This is a genomic window from Arthrobacter sp. StoSoilB13, assembly GCF_019977255.1.
Taxonomy (GTDB): domain Bacteria; phylum Actinomycetota; class Actinomycetes; order Actinomycetales; family Micrococcaceae; genus Arthrobacter.
Window position 1 is genome coordinate 818,674 of sequence record NZ_AP024648.1, and the last position, 14,604, is coordinate 833,277.

The following is a 14,604-nucleotide window of genomic DNA, read 5'->3' on the forward strand; positions in this document are numbered from 1 at the left end:
GGTCATTTACTCCCGGTGAGTGATTCGCGATAGTCGGCCAGCCGCGCGTCGAACTCTTCCAGCCACTGCGCATCAACGTACGCCTTCAAAATCCGCGCTACCTCGTACGTGCCCGTTTCGCCGCGGAGCCTTCGCAGGAAACCGAGCTCCACCACCTTCTTGATGTTGGTGCTCAACCGGTCCAGAATCCTTGCCTCGTTGCTCGATTCCGGTAAGAACACCGAGACCATGTCCCTCAGCTCCTCTTCCGTCATGATCAGGCGGAGTTCGCTGCTGTTCGTATCAAATTCCAGCAGCCGCTTCCGGAGCAAGGCGAGCAACAGGCTGACATCGAAGGTGAGTTGCCTGCGGGGGATAAGCCGGGGGAGCGTGCCTTCGGGATCCTCACGCGATTTCAGGAAGGCGTAGCCCTCCGACTCATCAAGGATCAGGTTCAGCCCCAGCACGGCCACGTAATCGCGCACCTGCGATGTCAAGGTGAGCAGCGACTGCCACACCTTCTCGTCAGTTTCCGCATACACAACGCCCTTGAACAGCTTGGTCACAACCGCCGGCAGCTCGTCCGACGTAGTGGTTTCGCTTGCAATGTTCATGCCGGCCTCACAAAGATGATTTGCTCGATGGTTGCTTCCCGGGTGCTGCCGTCTTCCAACTGCCACGTTAGTTGTTGCGTGCTTTCGGGATCGATGCTTGCCCAGTCCGACTCTGCAGCAAGCTGGTAATACGCCACCACCTCCGCGAGGCCCTGCGATAACGGGTGTGCGGCTGTGATATCTGCCAGCGTCGCTTGGTCCGACTCCTCAAGGACACTTTCGATGTTGGACTTCAGGCGCTCCCTGTCAACATGGAACTGGCTGAACAGCGCGCTGGCATCCAGCTCCTGGTCATCCGCAGCTACCACCTCGTCCATCACCATCACGCGGCTGCCCGGCTCATAAAGTGGCCGCTCGAACGGCAAGGCGACGTCCACGGACGGCGCCTCAATCTCCATGACAAAGTTCGACGGCGGCTGGTCCCGTTGGTCCAGCGCGCTCGCCTCGATGCTGCGGATCAGTTGCATGATGCGCTTGTTTTCAAGGAAGACTTTGTCGTCCAAAAGTCGTCGCATTTGCTGCGACAGTTGCCTGACTGTGCTTTGGGTCTGCTCCACTGCCGGCAGCCAGTCCTGGTGGAGGTTGGTGATGGTGTGGAGGTTGTCCATGCGGGACAAGGCCTCAATCTGCGTGGCCCTGTGAAGGAGGTCGTTGAGTTCCCTCCTGAGCTGCGGGGACATCAGGTAGTCCCAGAAACCCTGGAAGGTGCGGCCCTGGAGTGAGCTTCCGATGTCCTGCTGGTTGGCAAAGATCGAGTCGAGGAGTTCGCCCTGGCTGCCGTCCCACGTAGCAATTTGCTCGCGTACTTGGCGGTCCAGTTTCCGGAAATTCTGCTCGACTTCCCGGAAGTCCGAGAGCAGATCTTTCGCCAAAGCGGTTAGCTGCTGGAAGTGGTCCAGGGCCTCCGGCGCAGTCATCACCTTCACGTTGCCGTCCCGGATCTGCTGCATCTCTTTGTCGATTTGGTCCCGCTGCTGTTGAAGTTCAGCAAGACGCACTTCCGGGTCTGTCTCCGACTGCTGTACCAGGGTCTTCAGGACCGCGAAGATACTCGTCAGCCTGGACTGCGTGGCCACGAACTCGCGGCCCTTAAGGCTCTCGACCCATCTCACCACGTCTTCGGCCGCAGGCGTGAGATCGTAATGCGGCTCGTCTTCGCCCTGGACGTAGTACTTGCGCAGCCAAGCACGTTCCGGCGCCGCCCAGTCGTCCAGGTACTCCGCTGCATTGCGCGGGAACTTATCCTCGCCATAAGACTCCCGCACGCCGAACAGGACATCGTCCAGAACGTCGACCAACTGCTGACGGCCGACGTTTCGTTGATTGGGATCAGTGAAGGCGGACATGAAGAAGTGCAGGGCGAGGGGCGCGTTTTGCGCTCGGAGGAGTGCCCAGCCTGCATGGCTTTCACGCAGAGTGTTGATCGCGTAGTAGTCCATTTGGTCCTTCGATGATTGGTCCGTGCTGGCTTTGAGCTGGTTTCCTGCTTCAAAGGCTAAGCCAGATGTCCGACAGTTTGTTCTCGTCCTCTGGCCCATCGGATTGATTAATCTGACGTCCCACCCTGTCGCCTCATTGCAATACCTCCGGGAAGAGTAATACGTTGCCTCATTTGAAAACCTCCGGATGGGTGGGTTCGTTGCCTCGGTGAAGTGCCTCCGGGAGGCCTAGTGGTTCCAGGCGCGGTTTACGGGTTTGAGGGGTGCTGGTTTCTTGGCCAGGGCCAGTGTTTCCAGCTGTCCGGTGAGCGCCAGGATCTGGCGTGAGAGGGCTCCGGGCTTGATGCTTTTGAAGGCGGCGTTCATCTGGATGACCAGGCGTTTGTGCATCCGTTCATGCCGGATCGCGCGTTGGTGGGGTGTGGCGGGGGCGTCGTGTTTCTTGGTGACTTTCGCGCCGTGCCGCTGCTTGGAGAGTAGTTTCTGCTGGGGCAGCAGGTAGTTGGTGAAGACACGGTCCAGCTCCCAGATCTCGTTGAGTTTGGCCAGTTCCTCGGCGGTGTCGTAGCGCAGGTAGCCGACCAGTTCCCGGACCCGGGCCCAGTTCTTCTGCTCCACGTGGGCTCCGTCGTTTTTGTTGCCGGGCCGGGAGCGGGTGAAGGTGATCTCGTGCGCGTGGCAGTAGGCCAGCAGATGCTCGTTGATGAACTCGGAACCGTTGTCTGAATCGATGCCGATGATGGGGAACGGGAACACGGCAGTGACATGTTCGAGCGCCTCGAAGACCCATTTGGCGGCCTTGTTCCGCACCGACCGGTTCACGGTCCAGCCCGTGGCGATGTCCGTCACCGTCAGGGTGCAGCAGAACTCGCCGAAGCTGTTGCCTCCCTCGTGGCCCACCAGGTCGATCTCCACGAACCCCGGGACGGCGTCATCCCATTCGGCCCAGGTGCGGACCGGGATCTGGGATTTGAGCAGCGTGCCCGGCTTGGTATGGGACCGTCCCCGCGGGAAAAGTTTCGCCCGCTCGCCCGCGAGTTTCCGGTCGATGGTCGCTGCGCTCATCCGGATCAGCAGACCGGCCTGCCCATCGGTCAGTTCAAGCTCCCGGTCCCGGCGCAGCAGCGGCACCAGGACAGGCAGCATCGGGGCCAGCAGCCTGCCGGCAGGGGCGCGCAGCACGGCCCAGCATTTGATGAGGGCAGGCAGCAGATCAGGGCCCCGTACACCGGGGTCCTGCCCGGGCGTGGCCTGACGATCTTCAATACCAGGGCATCCCGCAAGGCCGCCCGGGCGTAGTCGCGGTGCCATCCGGTCAGGTCGGCCAGTTCGTTCAGGATCCGGGACTTCCCGGCACGATCAGCACCCTTATACGCGAGGGCTTTCTTCTTCGTCACAGCTTGCCGCTGGGCCATCGTTAGCTCCATGAAAACGGGCATAGCCCCCGACCGCCGCCACCCTTGCGAACCACGCCGCTACGCGGAGGTTTTCAAATGAGGCAACGTATCCGGCTACGCGGAGGTTTTCAATGAGTCAACGCGCCCACTAGCTATCTGCTCAGATCTATGTAAACTTGACGGTGTTGTTGTGTTTGGCATTTGGTAGTTCAGGCAGTCCCCGTGATCCATCTGGATCGCGACCTTCTGAAGTAACGGTGGAGAACACCCCACACCGGAGACCCGAAAGTCGGGAGCATCTCCACCTTCAGTAAGGACTGAAAAAATGGCTACAGGTACCGTGAAATGGTTCAACTCCGAAAAGGGCTTCGGCTTCATCTCTCCTGAAGATGGCAGCCAGGACGTTTTCGCTCACTACTCTGCGATCAACTCCTCGGGCTACCGCTCCCTCGAAGAGAACCAGAAGGTTTCCTTCGACGTCGAGCAGGGCCCCAAGGGTCCCCAGGCAGTAAACATCCAGGCTATCTAGTCTTCGGATAAACGAAAAAGCAGGGCCGGTCATTGACCGGCCCTGCTTTTTCTTGTGCCTTGGGGCCATCTCAGCCCCGGGGGCCCTTGCCCTTCGCACGCCGCCCGCCATAATTACTGCTAGCTGCAGAATGATGGGTCGGGTTTGGCTTGTTTGCCAGCCTGTCCTGGATAAGAGGGTGCTGCATGGGCAACGAAAGATTAGGAACCCGCTCCCCATGGGTCTTTCCTTTACTATGGCTCCTCACTACGGCCTTGAGCGTAGTGCTGTCGGGTGTCCTGTTCCATTTCCCTGGCGCCCTGCCGCCCAATAACGGTGACTCCTTCAACTTCAACCCGGCCGGAGCGCTGGTGAACGGCATTGCCACCGGGCTCTTAGTTGGTGGTCTCCAAGCAGTGCTGTTGAGGCGGTCCGGACTACGCGCCTGGCGGTGGATCCTTGGGGCCACTGTGTCCTTGCTGGCGGCGCACAGTTTTGGAGACATGCTTCCAGACGCCGTGGGGTGGCCGCTCATGGCAGGTCTAGGAGGCTTGGTACTCGGCCTGGGGCAATGGTGGGCCGCCCGGTGGTCCGCCAAAGTTGGGATTATATGGACTGCAGTCACGGGCGTCGCCTGGGCCGTCAGTATGCGGTTGTCATATCAGGCTGGCAATGCGCCGGAGGACTGGCTTACCGAGCACCTTGTCGTGGCCGCGGTCGTCGGCATCTCGATGGGTGCCTGCACAGCAGCAATGTGGCGATGGCTGCCGCTGCGATCTGAGCAGGCTGGAGCCTCCGCCCGCTCGCGGTCATCGCGTTTGTAGTAGATATATTCTCATCCAGAAAAGATGCTTAGAAGATATATCCACATAGCGAATTACACCCCTGTAACTCACCTTCGAACGTCCGTAGCGTGGTTGATATCAACTACGAAACCGAGGGCCTTCCATGGACGAACAGACTGCCAACGACTCTTTCCCAATAGCTCATTCGAAGCAGGCTCAGCACCTAGGCGAGTCGCGGGAGCACTCATTTTTGCCAGAATCGCCACCTAGACGGGCCTTAAGCGGCCTGTGCAAGGCTGTTTTGCCACCTAGTCCCGTTTCCGAAATCTAACCTGCGAAGTGAGCCGCATGTCGGTCATCCACAGAAACAGAAGGTTGGATCGAGTGTTCGATTCTGAGGTTCAGCGCATCCTCGATTTCGTTGGCCGCGGCATAAGCGTGCGGATTATTGGAGCCCCCGGAAGCGGCAGGACCACGGTGCTGCAAAATGTCGTGGCCAACCTGGAAAAAACCGGCATCGCAATCCACTTAGTCAGCGGCCTTCGGACGCATCGCTCAATTCCGTATGCAGCCATCAAGAGCCTGGGTTTAGAGCTTCGGCCCGGCCGCAGCGGAGTTATGGATATGGCAGATGCGCTCTCAAGCCAGATATCCAAGCCTGGAAAGCACGTCCTGATAGTGGACGACATCCATCTGCTGGACATCGAATCGCTGGCGGTCCTGGAATCCGTTCGGCGCAGGTCCGATTGTCCGCTGATCGTCACGGCTCCGGACAGCGGCTCGATCTCAAGAGGTCAACTGGCCGTCATGAACAGTGGCCGCGAAGCTTTGCTGCAACTGAACCCACTCCATTTTGAGCAGGTACACACTTTGGTGACGCAGGTGCTGGGGGCTGCTGCAGATGCCGACACAACAGCCAGAATCCTGACCAAGTCCGGCGGCAACCCTCGGCTCATCGTCCGCATTACGGAGACCGCGGCCTTAAGCGACCTGCTGGTTATGCGTGGCCGGCAGTGGCAAATGACAGGTGACAGCCTCTGGAACGAGCATCTGCGAGGAACCCTCGAAGAGCTGCTGGCGGACCTGGAACCGGAAGAAGTCACTGCCCTGCACACTATGGCAATCCTTGGCACCGCCCGTGTAGACGTTCTTCAAAAGGTGGTTCAGCCCGATGTGCTGGAAGGCCTTGAACGGCGGGGATTCCTGTCAGTCATGGACGATCACCACAATGGACCGATCGCGGCGATAAGCCCGCCAGTCATCGCAGACTATTTCCGGGGCCAAAAGACGCTCAGGGACCGGCACCTCTTGCGGAACAAGATTGCTGGTGCACTTGAGGGCGTGCCTCAAACTGCGCAGGGCAATTCCACCACTGCTGACTGCCTATCCCGGGTGCTGGGGTCCTTGCGGCTCGAAAAGGGAAACGATGACGCCGTAACCGCCCGGCATTTTCACGATCACAGTGCGGGCCGCGAACGCACGCGCTATGAACGATGGCAAGCGAACAAGTCCGCGACCAATGCTGCCGCTCTGCTCAGGGTTTACTGGGGAGCGCCGGTGAACGTTATGCGGGCAACCCGCGTCTGCCAGGAGACGTCAACGCTCAACGGCGACCCCAATGACGTTCTCTTCCTCGCGATCACCAAGGCTTTCCTTGCAATCTACTCAGGGCAAGGCGTGAGTGCGGCAGTGGACATCCTGAATGGATTCGCCGAGCAGAACCCGGAACAGGCCTCTACGGCCGAGGCCGCGATCCTCTTCATCAACGCCTCGCATGGTCGGATTCCGCCAAGTGTCGAACCTTCCGCCGAGGGCTCTGAGCATGAACCGCTGGGCCTGGAAGGACTCGTCAAAAGCTTGCTTGAGCTGTATCGCTTTCAGCCGGGTAAGGTCCTCGACGTGACAGAGAAGGCTGAGGACGACGACGCCTTCCCGCATCTTCGCCCGTTTCTTCACGGTTTCGCGCTTTTTGCAGCAGGCAGGATCGAGGACTCCTTGGTCTTCGCGCTGGATTGGCGTGCCGAGGGCCCGCCGAAATCTCGATCAGTTCGGAGTCGTGGCCAGTAGCTATGTTGCGGCGCACGGTCTGCTGTACCGCGGCTACTTCGAGGAAGCCGAGTACCTCATGAGCAGCGTCTTTGCCATGGGCCGTCCCGGCTTCGTCGTCGATGTCCTTTACGACGCCATGCTGCGGCTCGCAGGCCTACGGCATGCGACGACGGCGATCTCGCCAGCGCTGTCCATCGCGTCGCAGGCGCGGAGTGAGGTTCCTGATGTTGGTCCGTTGCCCGGTATCGGCAAGGGTGTACATGAGCTCGTTTCCGCAGAAACTACCCAGCCGTCGGTTTTTGACCGGCATGCAGTCAAGCTCATCAAACGCCAGATGAAGAGCGGCTACATTCTGGAAGCAACCATGACAGCACTCCTATGTACATGCCTGTGTCCCGGTGCCCCGGTACTGGATCTGCTGCGCAAGATCCTGCGGGACAGCGGTGTAACGGCTCACGACCAGATGATGGCCGTTGCCACCGCCGTTGTGGAAGGCGATCACAAGCTGCTTGGTCTCCTCCTGAAACACTACGAATTGGATGCCGACAACTATCAGATCGGCATGCTCCTTCGAGGTGCCCTCAAGCGCCACGTCCTGGAGGGAAACACCGCGGCGGCCGAGGCCCATGGCCGAAGCTTCCTCGATGTTCGCGGCAAGATTTCCCACAACCAACGAGCAACTCTCGTTCAACACTTTCAGGACGACGCCACTCACCGAACGTGAAATTGAGGTCGCTGCGTTGGCAGGACATCGCTCAAACGTTGAGATTGCTGAACATCTTGGGATCAGCGCGAGAACAGTGGAAAACCACATCTCCAACGCCCTGCGAAAAACCGGCGCAACCTCACGTAATGGCCTCTTCATCCTCGTGGGCAATTCAATGGCAGCACGCTGACTCACGTTAGGCTGAACGCATCTTTCAGTACGAGTCTCCGGTGACACCGGCAGAGCTCAGACCTTGATGCGTGAAGGGTTCTCGTGAGCAATTCCCCGGCCTTGGCCCGCCGCCTCGGCACCTTCGATGCTTCCCTCATTGGCTTAGGCTCCATGATCGGCGCCGGGGTTTTCGCGGCCTTCACACCAGCCGCGGCGGCTGCAGGATCCGGGCTGCTGATTGGCCTGGTTGTCGCGGCCTTCGTGGCCTTCTGCAATGCGACGTCCTCCGCGCAACTGGCTGCCAGATACCCCACCTCCGGCGGAACATATGTCTACGGACGGGAGCGGCTTGGGCCCTGGTATGGCTTCCTGGCTGGATGGGGATTCGTAATCGGCAAGACGGCCAGCGCCGCGGCCATGGCGATGACCTTCGCGGCCTATGCCGCACCGGCAGGTTGGGAGCGCCCGGTGGCGATTGCCGCCGTCGTAATTTTGACGGCTGTGAACTATCACGGGGTGACTCGAACGGCGGGACTTACCCGAATCTTGGTGATCGCGGTCCTGACCGCTTTGGCGATAGCCCTGGCCGCCGTTTGGGGTGGTTCGGGACCTGACTTCAGCAATTTTGTGGGGGAGGGTCTGCTGGCACACGGTTGGTACGGCATCTTGCAGTCGGCCGGGCTGTTGTTCTTTGCCTTCGCCGGCTACGCAAGGATTGCCACCATGGGGGAGGAAGTTCGCGAGCCTCGCCGCACCATTCCCAGGGCAATCACGATCGCCCTGGGAATCACCATCGTCATTTATGCCCTCATAGCGGTCACGTTGTTGGCGGCGCTGGGACCCGAGGGTGTTTCCGGGACCCCGACACCCCTCGCCCACGCTGTCACGGCTGGTGCGATGCCTTGGGCAGCTCCGATTGTTCGGATCGGAGCCGCAGTCGCCTCTTTGGGGGCCCTCCTCGCGCTGATCGCAGGGCTGGGCAGGACGAGCCTGGCGATGGCCCGCGAACACGACCTCCCGCACTGGCTCGCGGCCGTTCATCCTCGCTACAAGGTTCCCCACCGGGCCGAAACGACGCTCGCCGTAGCAATTTGCCTGATTATTGCCGTGGCTGACCTCAGGGGCGCCATCGGTTTCTCGTCGTTCGGTGTGCTGCTGTATTACTTGGTTGCAAATATCGCGGCCTTCACCCAGCCTGCCGAGGACCGCCGGTATCCGAAAGCACTTCAAGTGGCTGGAGCTGTTGCCTGCGTGGCGTTGGTTGCGACACTGCCGCCGCTATCTGTCGGTCTGGGTGTGCTGATGTTCGTGGTGGGCATCGTGTTCAGGGTGATCCGGTTGCGCCGGAGTTCCTCCAGCCTTCGATAGGCCTACGCCGGAAACCGGCTGGGCACGACTCCACCTGGGGGTTCTTAGGTGGAGCCGTGCCGTTGTGCCTCCTTCGCCTGGGACGAGTGGGGTTCCCGCCGGACACCGGGTTTCCCGTCCCGAAGGCACAAGAGGAGACTATGGCCGGGAATAGCGGCCTAGGTGTTCTTTCGTTCGCTCTAGGTGCTCATATACGGGCAAATTCAGGGTATCGAGGGTGCCTCAATCCAAAAATGAGTGTTCGCAGGGACGGACTAGGTGGTGTGACGCGATTGCGCCCCGCTCAAAGACCACTGGCAGAATTGGCGCATGGAGTCACCCATCCAAGTCCCCGCCGTCGAGCTTCGTATTTCCCTTAGTGAGACGGACCCGCTGATTTGGCGGCAGCTCGTTCTCCCGGAGAGCGCCACCGTTGCCGATCTGCACAGCGCGATTCAATGCGCATTCGATTGGAAGAACGCACATCTTTACGCCGTGGCCGGCCATGACCGGGCGGGCAAGAAACGGATCATCACCAGGATCGCCGAAGACGACGACCCACTTGAAGGCTCGGAGGAGGCCAGCGGCGTAGAACTGGGCGAGTTGTTCGACTCAAGCCAGCCTGGGAAGTCGTCCTTTGAATACGACTACGACTTTGGCGACAACTGGACTCATGAAATCGAAGTCGTGGGACCCGCATTGGTTCAGGAATCGACCATCACGTGCACCGGCGGCGCAATGCGTGGCCCAATCGAGGATTCAGGGGGAGTGCATGGCTACGCCAACGTTGTGCGGGTGGTCGGAGATCCAAAGCACCCAGAGCATACGGAAGCTGTTGAGTGGCTTGAGCTGGTAACACAGGAGAAGGCATCAAAGTTCGACGCCCACGCTTTCGACCTTGATGCTGTTAATGGGCAACTGACTCGTTTGGCGCAGCGGCTCTGGCCAGGTGAGGTAGCCCCTGACGAGATGGAATTTGTTCTGGGGCCAGCTCTTTGGTTCTTGAAGGAGGCGGAGCTTGACGGATTCCCGCTGACATCGGCTGGCTACCTGAAGCCGATTGTGGTCAAGCGGGCAATGGCTGAATTGGGATGGCAGGAGGTCTGGCACGGAAGTAGTTCCACGGAGTACAACGTGGCCCCAGTACGCATCGTCCGCCAACACTTGCAGGAATGGAAACTCCTGCGAAAGAACAAGGGCAGGCTCGTCCTGACCCCAGCGGGTAGAAAACTGGTAAACAGGCCAGCAATGTTGTGGCACTACATTGCTGACCGTTTGGCATCACCTGACGGTGCGGGACTGGATGTCGTTACCCAACTCAAACTGCACTGGGAATTATCCGGTAATCGCCCACCACGGAACCTGAGTGCCCAAGTAGTCCAGTTGGCGCTCAACGAGCGCGGCCTCCGGTTGATGAACGGCGCCGATATACCCATTGAAGTAGCTCGCGAATTGGAGCAGGTCGTCCAAAGCGCATTCCACTGCCTAAGGCTTTGGGGCTCCGAAAAATGGGGCCAGTATGAGCGTGAATTGTCCGACGCCGGCACCAAGTTCCTCCTCGACGTCCAGCGCCGTCTGGGCGAAGGCTAGCCAGGGTCCGCGATCAATCGCTCGGGTGCGCCAGCTTTTTCAGCAGCGCCACCAGGTCACCGACGGGCGCCGGCTCGAAGAATTGGGCATCGGCGAGCTCCACGGCGGCGATCGCACGTGGAGCCAATTCGGAGCCCGCTTCAGTAACACGTAGCCGTTTTGCCCTGGTATCCGAGGGATCGACTTCCCGCTCAATGAGACCCTTCACCTCCAAGGTCCGGAGCACCTGCGAGGCCATTTTCACGTCGGTACCGGCCTGGCGGGCAACGGCGAGCTGATTGGGATGCTCGCCTTCTTTGTTGAGCCACCAGGTGCAGGCGAGCAAAACGAACTGAACGTGAGTGAGGCCGATCGGAGCCAACGCCGCAGCAACCTCGCGTTGCCAGCGCAAGGTTGCGTGCCACAGCAGGAAACCGGGACTCTCGCCCGGGTTGAGCGGCATCAGCGCTGGGCGAGTTCGACGAGTGAAGCCATTGTCTCCGGCCAATCGGCAGTAATGGCAGGCCCGATCTCGGGGCCAACCTGGTCTGCACCCGCACCGGTGATCTCCATCCTGTAGACCACCCGGACTCGACCGCCGTCGAGCCTGTCCAAGCGGTGGGCGGTTCGGATCAGCAGCTCATCAAAGCGAGCTTCGTCGACGAACAGCTCGCCGTTCACCACTTCAGCGATTCGCAACTGGATGGGTTCATCCCCGGGTGGCGTCATAAGGATTTGCGAGCCCACCGCGAAGGGGCCATCGATCTCAACGCGTTCAATTTCGGCGTTCCAGGAACCCCAGTTTTCAACGTCGGCCCAAAGCTGCCAGAGCGCCTGGGGTGCCGCGCTGGTTTCAACGCTGTGTTCGTAGTCCCACATGATTGCCTCCCAAAGCTAGATGATCTACGCACAGACTATCTATGCGTAGATCATCCTGTCCAGTGGCAGTTTCAGAAGCTCCTACTCACAGCCGATGCCGTCATGGTCGTTGTCCAGGCCATAAATGTCAGACCCAACCACTGTCACCGGGCCTCGGACATAAGCAGGTCCGTTGCCTTTGCCTCCGGCACAGTCGACGTCGGACGCAACAGGCACGCAGGCGCCGGCGTAGTTCGGGTCGCAACCACTTTGAACGGCAGGGGCTGGGGCAGGCTTCGCAGCCGCAGCGGCAGCAGCCTGATCTGCCGCGGCTTGATCGGCGGCTGCTTTAGCAGCGGCCGCTTGGTCGGCGGCGAGCTTGTCTGCGGCAGCCTTATCAGCCGCTGCCTTGTCCGCTGCAGCTTTCGCGGCTGCGTCCGCTGCCGCCTTCTCTGCCGCGGCTTTTGCGGCAGCGTCGGCCGCGCGTTGATCAGAAAGCTTTGTTGCTGTTGCGGAGTCCAGCCAGGCCAGTTTTCCGGATAGATCGATGGTGCAGATGTATGTTTCGCCGGCCACGGATTGGGTGTTCTTCTCTGTGGTGCAGGCTTTCCCGGAGATATTGCTTGGCGTTGGACTAGGCGTAGGCGAGGGAGATGCCGACGTCGATTCCGTGGTGCTGCTCACCGATCCGGCAGCTCCCATGGATCCCGAACCGCAACCGGCAAGCAAAATCATCAGTGACCCGATGGCCGTGATACCGAGTGCTTTACTGCGAAAATCCCGTGACGATTTGCCGCCGAAAAGCGAGTGTTTTCCGGCGCGCGAAAGTTGTGTGTGCAATGTGTTGCCCCCTTAGAGTGCGCCCATGCGAAAGGCGCGTGGAGCGACAGTAACACCGGTTACATGAGCCCCAACAGGAGAAGTCTTCTATGACTTATCGCACGGCGTGGGGGACTGCTTCTAGCCGACGCCCTCGTTGTCTTCGCGGTAGTCGTCGTCCTCTTCGAAGGTGGGCGCCAGAGCCTGCTCGATATAGTCTGCTTCCGCAGCCTCTGCTTCAGAGACGCCTTCGAGCCGCGTAAACGCTGAACCGCCAGGAAGCACGTCCGTCCGCTGCTCCAGAACATCGGCCTCAGGGGCATCATCGGGTAGCGGTTTCGTTAGTTCGAACTCCTCGGAACCCTCCGGGAGGACGGGCGTTTGTTGCTCAAGGGCATCAGCCTCCGGCACTTCACGCGGCGATTCCGGCTCTTGTCCGATGTTCATCGTTTTCCTCCTTCTCGCTAACGGACTCGCTAATAGACCTGTACGGCTCCTAACCTGAGCCCAACAACCACGATGGGTCAGTTTGGGTTTCCTTCGGGTGCCGGCGCAGTTTCCGGATCAGCAGTTCCAGTGGCCAAACCAACACCCGAAGAACCCCGGCTGCCAGCAACAGAATCACAAACAGCACTATGGCTGGCAGGCAAAAAATGAACACCGTGATTGCCGTTATGAGATAACCGGCGATATAAGCCGTCACCACTCCGGTGTCCACCGTGAGCTCCCAAAGATTGAATTACCAATAGAGGATCTTGCCCGGTGTACGCACTAAGGCTACGGACTAACGGGTTTCGGTGGGAGCCGAGCTGGTATTGGTGCCGGCGCCCGAAGAAGCGCCCCGCGTGATGGGTATCTTCCGTGACTGTTTCTCCGATTGCTCCGGCATCGGAATCCGCACTTCGAGGACGCCGTCTGTATAGGAGGCATTGACGTCTTGTTCGGAAACCGCCATCGGAAGTTTCACTGTTCGGGAAAAAGTGCCGTAGCGGAATTCTGAGCGGTACCCCCTCTTATCCTTGTGCTCGGACTTTTCCTCATGGCGCACATTGATCTGCAGTTCGTCACCGGACAGAGTGATATCGACGTCCTTTTCAGGATTGATGCCTGGAACTTCGGCTTTGACCACCATCGATCCGCCGTCCCGGTATTCCTCCACCCGGAGCCAGGAGCCGGTCTCTCCTTCAAGGAACCGACGGACAGGATCGGCAATGTCGCTGGCCGACCAACGAAGTAGATTGCTCATCGTGGTGCCTCCTGTTGGTTACCAGGCCCCGCGGACCGACCCCGGGCGGGGCCTTAATCGGATCTACACAAATAAAATACGCCGAACACGCAACGTTGTTAAGACGCTCCTTGGCTCATGAATCTTGCAGGATCAGGCCTCCGAGGAGGCTGCAAAAAAGGCTATCCCTTCACCATGGCCGCGGACACTCCCGACGCGTTCTCGCTTTCGAACACAGGGCCTGCAGACGGTCGTTTCGCCCGGCGTTCCTCTCCAGGACCGTGCGGACGAAGCTGCTTGAACACCCAGGGAACGAAGTACGCCTTTGCCCATGCGAGGTCACCGGCCCTGGCTTGACGCCAGCTGCGTTCGGGCAGCTCTTTGGGCTCCAGTGGCTTCAGGGTATGCGGCACGTTGAGCGTCTCCAGCACGGCGATGGCCACGGTGTGATGACCCAGTGGGGAGAGATGCAGCCGGTCAGGGTCCCACATCCTCGGATCCCGGAGTTGCCTCAGCGCCCAAAGATCTGTGATGAGTGTGCCGTGGCGGGCAGCAATAGCGTGTACGTTCTCGTTAAAGATGGCCACTTTGCCCCGGTTGCGCCCCAGCACAGGGGTGGACCCCCAGTCTGGTCCCGTGAACAAAACAATCGTCGCGCCTGTCTCAGCCAAGAGGCTCACGCCGGTCTCAAGTTTGCCGGCCAGCTTGTCCGGATCACTGCCGTGGAAAACCATGTCGTTCCCGCCTGCAGACAAGGTGATCAGATCCGGCTTCAGAGTTAGCGCCCGTCCGACCTGCTGGTCGAGGATCTGCTGCAGCAGCAAACCCCGCACGGCCAGATTGGCATAGGCAAAATCCGGATGGTCGGCTGCCAACTCTTCGGCAACACGGTCAGCCCAGCCGCGCAGCCCTCCGACGCTTCCTGGTTCCGGATCCCCAATCCCTTCGGTAAAGGAATCACCAAGCGCCACATACCTGCTCCATGGGTGCGAGGGCTCTTTGATACTCTGCCCAGCACCCGCTTTGAGATCAACAAGGCCTTCGGGGGTTACCCGGCCACGCCACCTCATTGCCCTACCTCCTTGTAAGGAAAAAGGTTTCTTACAATGTGGATAACGGCAGCACTTGTCGTGATGTT

The 14,604-nt window shown here is 59.9% G+C and carries 16 protein-coding genes; 6 read left to right on the forward strand and 10 right to left on the reverse strand.

Translation table 11 applies throughout. The features are described from left to right. Positions 1–2 precede the first annotated feature (2 nt). From LDP01_RS16085 to LDP01_RS16095, 3 genes are all read right to left on the reverse strand, one after another. Complete coding sequence (locus tag LDP01_RS16085; protein ID WP_224091422.1) at positions 3–593, reverse strand: DUF4194 domain-containing protein; 591 nt, start codon at positions 591–593, stop codon at positions 3–5. Continuing rightward, positions 590–2,032 (reverse strand): DUF3375 domain-containing protein, encoded by a 1,443-nt coding sequence (locus tag LDP01_RS16090; protein WP_224091423.1) that lies wholly within the window; start codon positions 2,030–2,032, stop codon positions 590–592. Before LDP01_RS16090 ends, LDP01_RS16085 begins: the two co-directional genes overlap by 4 nt. A 228-nt stretch (positions 2,033–2,260) precedes the next feature. Continuing rightward, positions 2,261–3,343, reverse strand: a complete 1,083-nt coding sequence (locus LDP01_RS16095) for an integrase catalytic domain-containing protein (protein ID WP_346658932.1) — start codon at positions 3,341–3,343, stop codon at positions 2,261–2,263. A 411-nt stretch (positions 3,344–3,754) separates the two neighbouring features. On the opposite strand from LDP01_RS16095, the gene cspE reads away from it, so the two are divergent. From cspE to LDP01_RS16125, 6 genes are all read left to right on the forward strand, one after another. Continuing rightward, positions 3,755–3,958: a transcription antiterminator/RNA stability regulator CspE gene (gene cspE / locus LDP01_RS16100; RefSeq protein ID WP_011773907.1), complete on the forward strand. Its 204-nt coding sequence runs from the start codon at positions 3,755–3,757 to the stop codon at positions 3,956–3,958. 1,148 nt (positions 3,959–5,106) lie between these two features. Then, complete coding sequence (locus LDP01_RS16105; protein ID WP_224091424.1) at positions 5,107–6,789, forward strand: AAA family ATPase; 1,683 nt, start codon at positions 5,107–5,109, stop codon at positions 6,787–6,789. Then, positions 6,779–7,495 carry a hypothetical protein gene (locus tag LDP01_RS16110; protein WP_224091425.1) on the forward strand — a complete coding sequence of 239 codons (717 nt, stop codon included), beginning with the start codon at positions 6,779–6,781 and terminating at the stop codon, positions 7,493–7,495. The genes LDP01_RS16105 and LDP01_RS16110 overlap by 11 nt, the downstream gene beginning before the upstream one ends. Next, positions 7,416–7,667: a response regulator transcription factor gene (locus tag LDP01_RS16115; RefSeq protein WP_224091426.1), complete on the forward strand. Its 252-nt coding sequence runs from the start codon at positions 7,416–7,418 to the stop codon at positions 7,665–7,667. The genes LDP01_RS16110 and LDP01_RS16115 overlap by 80 nt, the downstream gene beginning before the upstream one ends. A gap of 83 nt (positions 7,668–7,750) precedes the next feature. Next, entirely contained in the window at positions 7,751–9,016 is a 1,266-nt protein-coding gene (locus LDP01_RS16120; protein WP_224091431.1) for an APC family permease, read from the forward strand. Positions 9,017–9,325: 309 nt separating this feature from the next. Next, on the forward strand, positions 9,326–10,585 hold the full coding sequence (locus LDP01_RS16125; protein ID WP_224091432.1) for a plasmid pRiA4b ORF-3 family protein: 1,260 nt from the start codon (positions 9,326–9,328) through the stop codon (positions 10,583–10,585). A gap of 13 nt (positions 10,586–10,598) precedes the next feature. On the opposite strand, the gene LDP01_RS16130 is transcribed toward LDP01_RS16125, so the two are convergent. The 7 genes from LDP01_RS16130 to LDP01_RS16160 form a co-directional block, all read right to left on the reverse strand. After that, positions 10,599–11,027 carry a MarR family winged helix-turn-helix transcriptional regulator gene (locus LDP01_RS16130; RefSeq protein ID WP_224091433.1) on the reverse strand — a complete coding sequence of 143 codons (429 nt, stop codon included), beginning with the start codon at positions 11,025–11,027 and terminating at the stop codon, positions 10,599–10,601. After that, positions 11,027–11,443: an SRPBCC family protein gene (locus tag LDP01_RS16135; protein WP_224091441.1), complete on the reverse strand. Its 417-nt coding sequence runs from the start codon at positions 11,441–11,443 to the stop codon at positions 11,027–11,029. Before LDP01_RS16135 ends, LDP01_RS16130 begins: the two co-directional genes overlap by 1 nt. 81 nt (positions 11,444–11,524) lie before the next feature. Continuing rightward, complete coding sequence (locus LDP01_RS16140; protein ID WP_224091442.1) at positions 11,525–12,262, reverse strand: hypothetical protein; 738 nt, start codon at positions 12,260–12,262, stop codon at positions 11,525–11,527. A 120-nt stretch (positions 12,263–12,382) separates the two neighbouring features. Next, entirely contained in the window at positions 12,383–12,688 is a 306-nt protein-coding gene (locus LDP01_RS16145; RefSeq protein ID WP_224091443.1) for an Rv3202a family protein, read from the reverse strand. Between the two features lie 49 nt (positions 12,689–12,737). Then, positions 12,738–12,959, reverse strand: a complete 222-nt coding sequence (locus LDP01_RS16150) for a hypothetical protein (RefSeq protein ID WP_224091444.1) — start codon at positions 12,957–12,959, stop codon at positions 12,738–12,740. Positions 12,960–13,025: 66 nt separating this feature from the next. After that, on the reverse strand, positions 13,026–13,487 hold the full coding sequence (locus LDP01_RS16155) for an Hsp20/alpha crystallin family protein (RefSeq protein ID WP_224091446.1): 462 nt from the start codon (positions 13,485–13,487) through the stop codon (positions 13,026–13,028). A 161-nt stretch (positions 13,488–13,648) separates the two neighbouring features. After that, positions 13,649–14,536, reverse strand: coding sequence for an SGNH/GDSL hydrolase family protein (locus tag LDP01_RS16160; RefSeq protein WP_224091448.1), 888 nt, complete (start codon positions 14,534–14,536; stop codon positions 13,649–13,651). Positions 14,537–14,604 lie beyond the last annotated feature (68 nt).

What these genes read in the sequence shown, in the direction of transcription:
- LDP01_RS16085 (WP_224091422.1), bottom strand. Translation starts at nt 593, where the DNA reads ATGAACATTGCAAGCGAAACCACTACGTCGGACGAGCTGCCGGCGGTT.
- LDP01_RS16090 (WP_224091423.1), bottom strand. Translation starts at nt 2,032, where the DNA reads ATGGACTACTACGCGATCAACACTCTGCGTGAAAGCCATGCAGGCTGG.
- LDP01_RS16095 (WP_346658932.1), bottom strand. Translation starts at nt 3,343, where the DNA reads ATGGCACCGCGACTACGCCCGGGCGGCCTTGCGGGATGCCCTGGTATT.
- cspE (WP_011773907.1), top strand. Translation starts at nt 3,755, where the DNA reads ATGGCTACAGGTACCGTGAAATGGTTCAACTCCGAAAAGGGCTTCGGC.
- LDP01_RS16115 (WP_224091426.1), top strand. Translation starts at nt 7,416, where the DNA reads ATGTTCGCGGCAAGATTTCCCACAACCAACGAGCAACTCTCGTTCAAC.
- LDP01_RS16125 (WP_224091432.1), top strand. Translation starts at nt 9,326, where the DNA reads ATGGAGTCACCCATCCAAGTCCCCGCCGTCGAGCTTCGTATTTCCCTT.
- LDP01_RS16130 (WP_224091433.1), bottom strand. Translation starts at nt 11,027, where the DNA reads ATGCCGCTCAACCCGGGCGAGAGTCCCGGTTTCCTGCTGTGGCACGCA.
- LDP01_RS16135 (WP_224091441.1), bottom strand. Translation starts at nt 11,443, where the DNA reads ATGTGGGACTACGAACACAGCGTTGAAACCAGCGCGGCACCCCAGGCG.
- LDP01_RS16145 (WP_224091443.1), bottom strand. Translation starts at nt 12,688, where the DNA reads ATGAACATCGGACAAGAGCCGGAATCGCCGCGTGAAGTGCCGGAGGCT.
- LDP01_RS16155 (WP_224091446.1), bottom strand. Translation starts at nt 13,487, where the DNA reads ATGAGCAATCTACTTCGTTGGTCGGCCAGCGACATTGCCGATCCTGTC.
- LDP01_RS16160 (WP_224091448.1), bottom strand. Translation starts at nt 14,536, where the DNA reads ATGAGGTGGCGTGGCCGGGTAACCCCCGAAGGCCTTGTTGATCTCAAA.